The sequence below is a fragment of the Desulfosporosinus nitroreducens genome (genome assembly GCF_023897015.1).
Taxonomy (GTDB): Bacteria; Bacillota; Desulfitobacteriia; order Desulfitobacteriales; family Desulfitobacteriaceae; genus Desulfosporosinus; species Desulfosporosinus nitroreducens.
The window spans coordinates 42056-50839 of the sequence record NZ_JAMHFY010000034.1; the positions used below are offsets into that span (position 1 = coordinate 42056).

Here is an 8784-nt window from a genome sequence, read left to right on the forward strand (position 1 = left end):
TTATCCCCAAATACTGATTATAATACTTTATCGAGAAAAGTCCACAATCCCTTAACAGGACTGTGGACTTTTCATTGCATTTTAAAGTTTACCCCTTATTGGAACCCCCTTGAAAGACTCTCATCACTAGTTTTAGCAGTTCACTAAAAATAACAATGCTAAATGTGAAACCAATGATTTTGAACCATATAGTCAGGTCAAGCGGAACTGTTTTAAACACATTTCCACCGAATTGAGTCACCAAGACCTGAACGAGGAAGGTTAAGAACACAACCCCAACCATCATTTTGTTTTTAAGAAGATTAGGAAAAATGCTCCTAACTCCGAATTCCCGGCTGTTAAAGGCATTCCATAGCTGGAACAATACAAACGAAGTAAATACGATAGTCGATTGTTGTGCTGCGGTACCGCCGAGCAGCTGGGTGTCCATGAGCATTATCAAGGCTGCTACAATAAATAACCCGTTTGAAACGATTTTCAACAACATATCCTTAGTAACAATCGATGCGTTTCTCTTAATTGGCTGTTTTTCAAGTAAATGCTCTCTTGGCGGTTCTAATCCTAACGTTAAGGCCGGAGGACCATCCATGATAATGTTTACCCATAATAATTGTAAGGTTGTAAAGGGCATTGCATATCCTAGGACTTCTGCTAAAATTACCGTTACAAATGCGACAACATTAACTGTAAGTTGGAACTGAATAAAACGTTGGAAGTTTTCGTAAATTCCACGCCCCCACTTAATAGCCTTAACTATTGTGGAGAAAGAATCGTCTAATAAAACGATATCCGATGCTTCCTTAGATACTTCCGTTCCTGCTATTCCCATTGCAACTCCAACATCAGCCGATTTTAAGGCAGGTGCGTCATTGATACCATCACCAGTTACGACAACCGAAGAATTGAGCTCCTGTAAGAGCTTGACAACTCTCATTTTAGCTGTTGGATTTGACCGAGCAATTACCACAATGTTGGGAAGTTTACTCTTCAATTCTTGATCACTCATGGCGTCAATATCGGTAACCTCTAATACCAATGAGTCATTTTTGACGATTCCTAACTGAGTAGCAATTGCTCTCGCCGTATTAATATTGTCTCCCGTCAAAATTTTCACCGTTATGCCTGCTTGACGGCAATGGCTAATTGCTTCTTTGACATCTGAACGCAAGGGATCTTCAATTCCCACAAAACCTGTAAAGACTAGATCCTTTTCTACATTATAGATGTCTTCCCATTGTGGTTCTTGACTAAAATCATTAAAAGCAAACGCTAAAACTCTTCTTGCATTATCCTGAAGCTTCTTTATCTTAGCTTCAATTTCATTGATATGCTCTTGAGTCATTGGGATAACATCACCATTATAAAGAATCCTATTACAAATGCTTAACACCTTTTCAGGTGAACCCTTCGTATAGAGTCTGTAGCCTTTTTCCATTTGATAAGCTGTCGACATCATCTTTCTGGCAGAAGTAAAATTGTATTCACTAACGGGCTCACTATGCTCTTTTCGATAATGGAGATAGTTGATATTATTCTTATCTGCACAGACAAGCAACGAACACTCCGTAGGATTTCCCAAAAATTCATATTTTCCATCTTTATTCGAAATATCCGCGGTCGAGTTTAGACAGAAATTCTGAAGCATTTCATCATTGCCCAGCTGATCAACTGGAACATCTTTACCGTCGGCCCATACTTCAACCACCGTCATCTTATTTTCCGTCAATGTCCCAGTCTTATCTGAACAGATGACATTTACAGACCCAATTGTTTCGCAGGCAATAAGCTTCCGAACCAGGGCGTTATTCTTAGCCATCTTTTGCATATTGAAGGCCAGGGTAATAGCAACCATGGTTGGCAATCCTTCAGGGACTGCCGCAACGATTAGGGCTACAGAAGTTACAAATGCATCTTTGATGCCTGGCAAAGCGGCTCCTAAATTATCAAACACCAGGATCCCTTGGTTATACATCTTGAAGACTTCGAAAAGAAAGATTCCTGCTGCCACAATCGACCCAATAATAGATATTCTCTTTCCGAGATCTGCTAGTTTTTGTTGAAGTGGGGTTTCGGAATTTAATTCTCCCTTTAATTCGTCCGCAATCTTACCCATCTCGGTCCCATCGCCAATGGATATTACGATGGCAATGGCCCTTCCCTCAATAACCATAGTACCTGAATATAACATATTTTTGCGTTCTGCAAGGGGGCAATTCTCTCGTTCGATTTTCAAAGAATTCTTGGAAGACGCTTCGGCTTCACCTGTAAGCATAGATTCGTCAATTCCAAGACTTGATGCATGAATTATTCGAGCATCAGCAGGAACTTTATCCCCCGTTTCCAGATGGATAATATCGCCAATCGTAAGGTCGCTTTGTGAAAGTAACACAATTTCTCCGTCTCGAACTACTTTCACATGAACATCTTCACTTAACTTCGACAGGGCTTCAAAGGCTTTATCTGATTTACCTTCTTGAATAATGGAGATTGATGTAGCGATCAGGACGGCAACAAAAATCCCTAAACCATCCGCGATATGACCCATCGCTAAGGATATTAACCCGGAAATTAAAAGAATAAGAATAAGAGGTTCTTTCAAACTATCAATTATTTTTACAAAGATACTTTCCTTCTCTTTTGGAGTAAAAACATTTTTTCCGTAACGTTGGATTCTCGTCTCAGCTTCAACTGCTGATAGTCCTGTCTCTTCATTACTCTTTAATTCAGAGATGACTTCTTCGACTTCCTTTTGGAAAAAGTCCACAACATGATCCTCCTTGTTTTTTATTTTGGTAGCTTATTGTTTACCTATAGTATTTACGAAATAACCACTCCTTACTTTTTGTTCTTGCAACTTATTTCAAGTAACAAAAAAGACTTTTAACACAGCCATAATGGCCATGTTAAAAGTCTCGTTACCTCAAACGGTTTACAAAAACAGGTAAGTCACCTTACCGGGTATGTTGCTTTTGTAATTCAACTACTCCCTCTTAACAAAGATAAGTGTACCCCAAATATTTTTGCTTGTCAAATATGATACGATATTCATTCTGCCTAATCTTTGAGTACTTGATAAAGCCTTTCTTCGTTTTTCTTGCATTTCATTCAATAAAGTAAATAATAGCTCTTCACACTTTCGGCTCTTGGATGAGGAGTGATGCCCTCAATGTTGCGAATTTTTGAATACGTCTTCTGTCTTTATCCTAAATGGATAAACAAACTGATAGATTCTATGTGTAACTCAAGTTAACTCTTTAATGCTTTTCACTAAAGCCCCTAAGAGACGATGAAAACCTTGAGGATTTTGGGCAGGCACCCTATATTGTTTGTTAATCTCTAACTGCACAGCTGGAATTCCCAGTTCTCGCGCAACATAATTAGTGACAGTGTTGGGTCCGGAAGCCGGAAAGTAATCGTGAGAAGTTCTGGATAATCCAAAGTCCTTAAAGTTTTGTTCTAATATTTCCGGTACCCTTGCCTTACCTAAGAGATTTTTTCCGCTATTTGTACCTAAATCTACATCAAATAGCCTTTCACGAGCAGCACCATGGATGTCAATCACGAACTTCACTTTTTTTATATTACAAAAATCAGAGATTTTCTCTTTATAGATACAAGGATCATCAACGTTAGGATCCCCTCCATAAAGCTTTGTTGTTGCTATTGCATGACATCCGGTAAGCTTATTTAGAAGGTATACGATGGAGCCTGTAAATTGATCTGACATTTTAATCTTCTTTTGCCTGTAATGTCTAACCGCATGTGGTGCAGAAACTAAAATAGGCAGTTCCCCAACTGACAACCAAAAGGGGTCCTCTTGCTTAGGATTAACTCGTCTGTCTGTTTTGTAAAAATGGACTTTCTCGGCGTTTACAGCTTCCTCATTTAGGCGCGCACGGCTAAACTCTTTTAGAACTTCTTCGTGTTTATCCATAATCGACCCCCCGGTTCTTATTTTACAGATAGTCGGTCCGCGCCATCGTTTCTGTCTTCTGTCAGGTTCCTTGCGAAGTGCTAATCGGCTTTTTCATTTTTCTTATAGCCTGTAACAGTTAATTGCGCTATTAAGTCCCTATGTTCATTAAATACATCAACTCTATAATTAGCAATTTTATGAGAACCCGATACTTCTCTGGCCTCCGCTGTTAATGATCCCCCTTTGAGAGCTTTGAAATAGGATATATTGGCATTGATTGCAACTGTTATTTGCCCATAAGCATTAGACGCGGCGGCAAAAGCAAAGTCCGCCAAGGTAAAAATCGCTCCCCCTTGAATGATATCAACTCCATTTAAATGCTTCTCAGTGATATCCATTTTAGCCACAGCGTATCCAGGCTGAACTTCAAGCAGATCTATACCAACAAAAGTTGCAAACCTGTCATTTTCCATAAGTTTTGTCAGATTATTATTCATGACCATCTCTCCTCTAACCTTTAACTATCTTTAGTTCAAACTAGCCTGTATTTTAAATTGTCCTTCTATCCACATACCTTAAATCTTACTTTTTTTGAAGAAAATAATTCCTGTCTCGAACACGACTATCGAACATCTAAAATGAGTTCATCTACCAGTATAGATTTTTTTCACAGTTACAGCAACGTATCTTTGACGTATATTGTCACTGCGAATAGGACCTTGAGCCTAGACTCCTAGGGCTTTATGTCTATACTATTTACGTCTAGTCAATGATACTATGTACTAAGATTTGATGAATTACGGAGGGATCCTTTTGCTGTGGCACAAAATTAATACAAAGAAACAAAATCTCATCATTATCGGTGGAACGATTATTTTATCTATTATCATCGTTGGAATTACAAACTTTATCGTTCACTTTGAATAATAAAAACGGTCTATAAGTATAAACCAACCCCCTTAAGAAGAAGGCTCAGACCGCCATTTTTCTTAGGGGGGTTTTGTAATGTCAGTTTTCAATTTGATCAAGGCCGAAGGATTGTGTAAAAATTAATAAGTCTCTTCAAAAACCTCGAAATGTGCCTGCGGATGGATACAAGCCGGACATTCATCCGGTGCACTGGTTCCTTCATGAACATAACCACAGTTTCCACACTTCCAAAGTTTGGTTTCTTCCTTTTTAAATACCTTACCATTCTTTATATTTTCAGCAAGTTTATTATATCTTTTTTCATGCCATTTTTCAGCAGCGGCAATCATCTTGAATGCGGTTGCAATTTCGGGAAAGCCTTCTTCTTCAGCAACCTTTGCGAATGCAGGGTATAATTCATTCCATTCCTCATTTTCTCCACCAGCTGCGGCAACTAAATTTTCAAGAGTCGTACCCTGCGCAACAGGAAAGGAAGCACTGATTTCTATTACGGCCGGAAGCTCGCTCTCTAGACCCGCCAGTAAAAATTTAAAGAATCTCTTGGCATGCTCTTTTTCATTTTCAGCCGTCTCAATAAAGATATTTTTAATTTGCTTATAACCTTCTTTGTCAGCTACTGATGCATAATAAGTATAACGGTTGCGTGCTTGAGATTCTCCGGCAAACGCCTTTAATAGATTTTCTGCTGTTTTTGTCCCTTTTAAATTACTCATTCTTAAAACTCCTTCAACTTACTTTCTTTTAAGGTTAATTCTTGGCATTATTATATAAACACCATCGAATAACTTTCTTGCCGAACAATACCTTGAATGACTTTGAAATAATTATAAACATATTATATTTCTAAACAGTCCCTCCGTCAATATCCAATCTTTCTATTCGTATAGTAAAATTATTTATCCTTATATTATTTATGGGAGCCTATTATTCACTCATATTATTCTTAAGAGCTTGAAAATCTAGAATTTCAACTGCAGTTAAGTGGAAATCAATAACCCCCTCATCCCTTAGTTTACCCATTTCCCTTGACATAGAAGGACGAGAAACATTAAGAAAGTCTGCTAGCTCATTTCGATTTAACGGTAAAACTATCTTTTTGCTTCCAATCTTCTTAGATTGTTCCAGTAAATAAGCACAGATTTTTGCGCGAATGCTTTTGATAGTCAAGTATTCAACCTTCTTGTTTAACAAGATTGCTCTTTCAGAAATTATTCGCAAAAAGTTTTGTATGAAAATTCGGTGCCAGCTGCACATTCTTTCACAATCGCCGATAATTTTACCTCTCGGTAGGAAGAGAACTTCACAAGCTTCTTGTGCTTGAACAGTTGCAGGCCATGTCATTACACTTGAAAATGCAACTATTTCTCCGAAAATATCCCCTTGTTTTAAAAGTGTCATTACACTTCTATTCCCCGCCGCATTTTCTTTACTCACCGTCGCAGAACCCTTGAGAACTATTCCAATGCTTTCATATTTGTCCCCACCATTAACAATATAATCACTTCTTTTATAATGGCCTACTATAGGCTTTAAACAATTTAGCATGGCTTCTATATCTACTCTTTCTATTCCTTGAAATAAGCTCACTTCTGAGATTTCTTCCAAATATTTTTCATACATCTCTTTTACCGCCATATTCTGTATCCTCAGATACCGACTTAGTTCCTTCATTGTAATATAATGAACCTGTCAAAACAAATTATTAGTAGGAGGTTATAACAATGCTAAGAAAGATTATAAAAATAGATGAAGAAAAGTGTAATGGCTGTGGTCTTTGTGTCACCGCTTGCCATGAAGGTGCTTTAAAGCTGATTGATGGCAAAGCCCGCCTGGTTTCGGAAAGTTACTGTGACGGTCTTGGAGACTGTCTGCCTGAGTGCCCAACCAAGGCCATAGTCCTTGAGGAGAGAGAAACAGTTGAATATGACGAAGAAGCAGTCAAGAAGCATATGGACAAGAACCACTTGGAGAAAAATAAGCCCCAGCCCGAGGCTGCTATTCCCTGCGGTTGCCCAGGTACTCATGCGAAACTACTTACCAAAAAACAGCCGGAAGCAGCACCTGATCTCTCAACAGAAAACTCACAATCTCAGCTTGGTCAATGGCCATGCCAGTTAAAATTAGTTCCAGTGTCCGCACCCTATCTGGATAATGCACATTTACTAATAGCTGCCGACTGCACTGCTTTTGCTTATCCAAATATTCACCAAAAGTTTATGCGCAATAAGATCACTTTAATTGCCTGTCCCAAACTGGATGATACGGATTATTCGGAAAAGCTAACAGCGATTTTAAAACAACATGAAATCAAAAGTGTCTCAATTTTAAGAATGGAAGTACCTTGCTGTGGTGGTATTGTTCAAGCTGCGAAAAAAGCCCTTTTAAACAGCGGAAAAATGATACCCTGGAGTGTCGTCACAATTTCAACAGACGGAAGAATTATCGAAGATTGATCTTCAAATATCAAGTTTCAAAAACCCACCGCAAATAAACCTGCTGTGGGTTTCGTTTTCGCCGATTATCACTTTTTGCCATACTTATCAGACAAAAGCCGACTGCCATTACCAATGTTATCCATATCATTTTCCCTAATAATCGTGACAAACGCTTCCACTGGTATGTTGAGTGTTTCGCTTGCCTTTGAAGCTAATTCTTTAACTAATTTGCCTTCTGTTCCTTTGACATTTTTCCTGCATCAATAGTAATTACGGGCATTATAATCTTACTCCCTTCTCCTTGAACCCAAGACATCTCTTTTCCCGATATATTCTTGTTCTTACAACTTTATAAATATTACCCGACTTTTTTATTCCTCAATCCAAATTATCTCCATTATGCTACATAATATCACATCATAATTTACTTTCATCAAACAGAAGGGGATCATCACTGTAACTTTAGTGCGACATCATGCCTAATCAGGCTTCCATCCTTTTTTTCTATGAACTCCATCACAGAAGGGACGGTTTTCAGAAAGTCCACAACGACACAAAGCAATCCTGCTACCTTCCTTTAAGGGCTTTCCATCAAGGCCAATTACAACTGTAGGGCCTTCAATAAGTAATGGTCCATTGGCACTCACCTTTATTTTCACTGCAGATGGGTATGATTTTTCAAAGTCAATACTGCCTACCCCATTAGCGATTTGTGCATCGACCTTAGAACCTTCAGGAAGAGAATATCTTAAGGCACCTGATGGACATTTATCGATAGCCCTTATTATTTCCTCCGGTTCCGCTCCCTCAACATTAACCCAGGGGCGTTGATCCAAATTGAACACTTTCGGTAAAAGCCTCAAGCATGTCCCTGGATGAGCACACAATTCAGGAAACCAATGTACAATAACATGTTCATTCCTATATTCCTTCATTAAAACCACTCCCTTCGTGAATCTTTAATATGATTTTCATTTATTCTATCATATAACATACTTTATTTGACAAATTAATTTACATTAATTAGATTAGTCGGTATTAATTGTATTGATTCAGCGATCAATTTCTATCCATTTAAACATAGTAAAATAATATCACTAATAATATTTCTAATTAATATTCCTTCGAGGTTAAGAGAAGACGTACAGGAAATAAAGATCGACAGGCGATTATAGCTAAATGCCTGTCGATTTCTATTATCATAACGATATTTATCATTTTTAAACTCTAAATAAAAAACCGCACCTAATGGTACGGCTGATTGTTTTCATGGAGCGGGTGAAGAGAATCGAACTCTCGTAACTAGCTTGGAAGGCTAGCGCTCTACCATTGAGCTACACCCGCAGGTGTGGTAGCAGGGGGGGGATTTGAACCCTCGAATGAGCGGGTATGAACCACTTGCCTTAGACCACTTGGCTACCCTGCCATGGCTCCCCGAGTAGGACTCGAACCTACAACCTACCGGTTAACAGCCGGTTGCTCCACCATTGAGCTATCGAGGAA

The 8784-nt window shown here is 38.6% G+C and carries 7 protein-coding genes, 3 tRNA genes and 1 pseudogene; 1 reads left to right on the forward strand and 10 read right to left on the reverse strand.

Annotated elements, in window-relative coordinates; all coding sequences use genetic code 11:
• Window positions 1–88 precede the first annotated feature (88 nt).
• The 5 genes from M8E35_RS23420 to M8E35_RS23440 all read right to left on the reverse strand — a co-directional run bounded on the left by M8E35_RS23420 (window position 89) and on the right by M8E35_RS23440 (window position 6466).
• Window positions 89–2764, reverse strand: coding sequence for a calcium-translocating P-type ATPase, PMCA-type (locus tag M8E35_RS23420; RefSeq protein WP_252473198.1), 2676 nt, complete (start codon window positions 2762–2764; stop codon window positions 89–91).
• A 477-nt stretch (window positions 2765–3241) separates the two neighbouring features.
• Window positions 3242–3934, reverse strand: coding sequence for an N-formylglutamate amidohydrolase (locus M8E35_RS23425; protein WP_252473200.1), 693 nt, complete (start codon window positions 3932–3934; stop codon window positions 3242–3244).
• An 80-nt stretch (window positions 3935–4014) separates the two neighbouring features.
• Complete coding sequence (locus tag M8E35_RS23430) at window positions 4015–4413, reverse strand: PaaI family thioesterase (protein WP_252473203.1); 399 nt, start codon at window positions 4411–4413, stop codon at window positions 4015–4017.
• Between the two features lie 552 nt (window positions 4414–4965).
• Window positions 4966–5559, reverse strand: a complete 594-nt coding sequence (rbr, locus tag M8E35_RS23435; protein WP_252473206.1) for a rubrerythrin — start codon at window positions 5557–5559, stop codon at window positions 4966–4968.
• A 211-nt stretch (window positions 5560–5770) separates the two neighbouring features.
• Entirely contained in the window at window positions 5771–6466 is a 696-nt protein-coding gene (locus M8E35_RS23440) for a Crp/Fnr family transcriptional regulator (RefSeq protein WP_252473212.1), read from the reverse strand.
• A gap of 101 nt (window positions 6467–6567) precedes the next feature.
• On the opposite strand from M8E35_RS23440, the gene M8E35_RS23445 reads away from it, so the two are divergent.
• Window positions 6568–7299, forward strand: coding sequence for an ATP-binding protein (locus M8E35_RS23445; RefSeq protein ID WP_252473208.1), 732 nt, complete (start codon window positions 6568–6570; stop codon window positions 7297–7299).
• Window positions 7300–7367: 68 nt separating this feature from the next.
• Here the strand turns inward: M8E35_RS23445 and dmpI are convergent.
• The 5 genes and pseudogenes from dmpI to M8E35_RS23470 all read right to left on the reverse strand — a co-directional run bounded on the left by dmpI (window position 7368) and on the right by M8E35_RS23470 (window position 8783).
• Window positions 7368–7561, reverse strand: a pseudogene (gene dmpI, locus M8E35_RS23450) (4-oxalocrotonate tautomerase DmpI).
• Between the two features lie 199 nt (window positions 7562–7760).
• Window positions 7761–8216, reverse strand: a complete 456-nt coding sequence (locus M8E35_RS23455; protein ID WP_252473210.1) for a (4Fe-4S)-binding protein — start codon at window positions 8214–8216, stop codon at window positions 7761–7763.
• 335 nt (window positions 8217–8551) lie between these two features.
• Window positions 8552–8625, reverse strand: a tRNA-Gly gene (locus M8E35_RS23460).
• A 5-nt stretch (window positions 8626–8630) separates the two neighbouring features.
• Window positions 8631–8707 (reverse strand) — tRNA-Met (locus M8E35_RS23465).
• Between the two features lies 1 nt (window position 8708).
• Window positions 8709–8783 (reverse strand) — tRNA-Asn (locus M8E35_RS23470).
• Window position 8784: the final 1 nt, after the last annotated feature.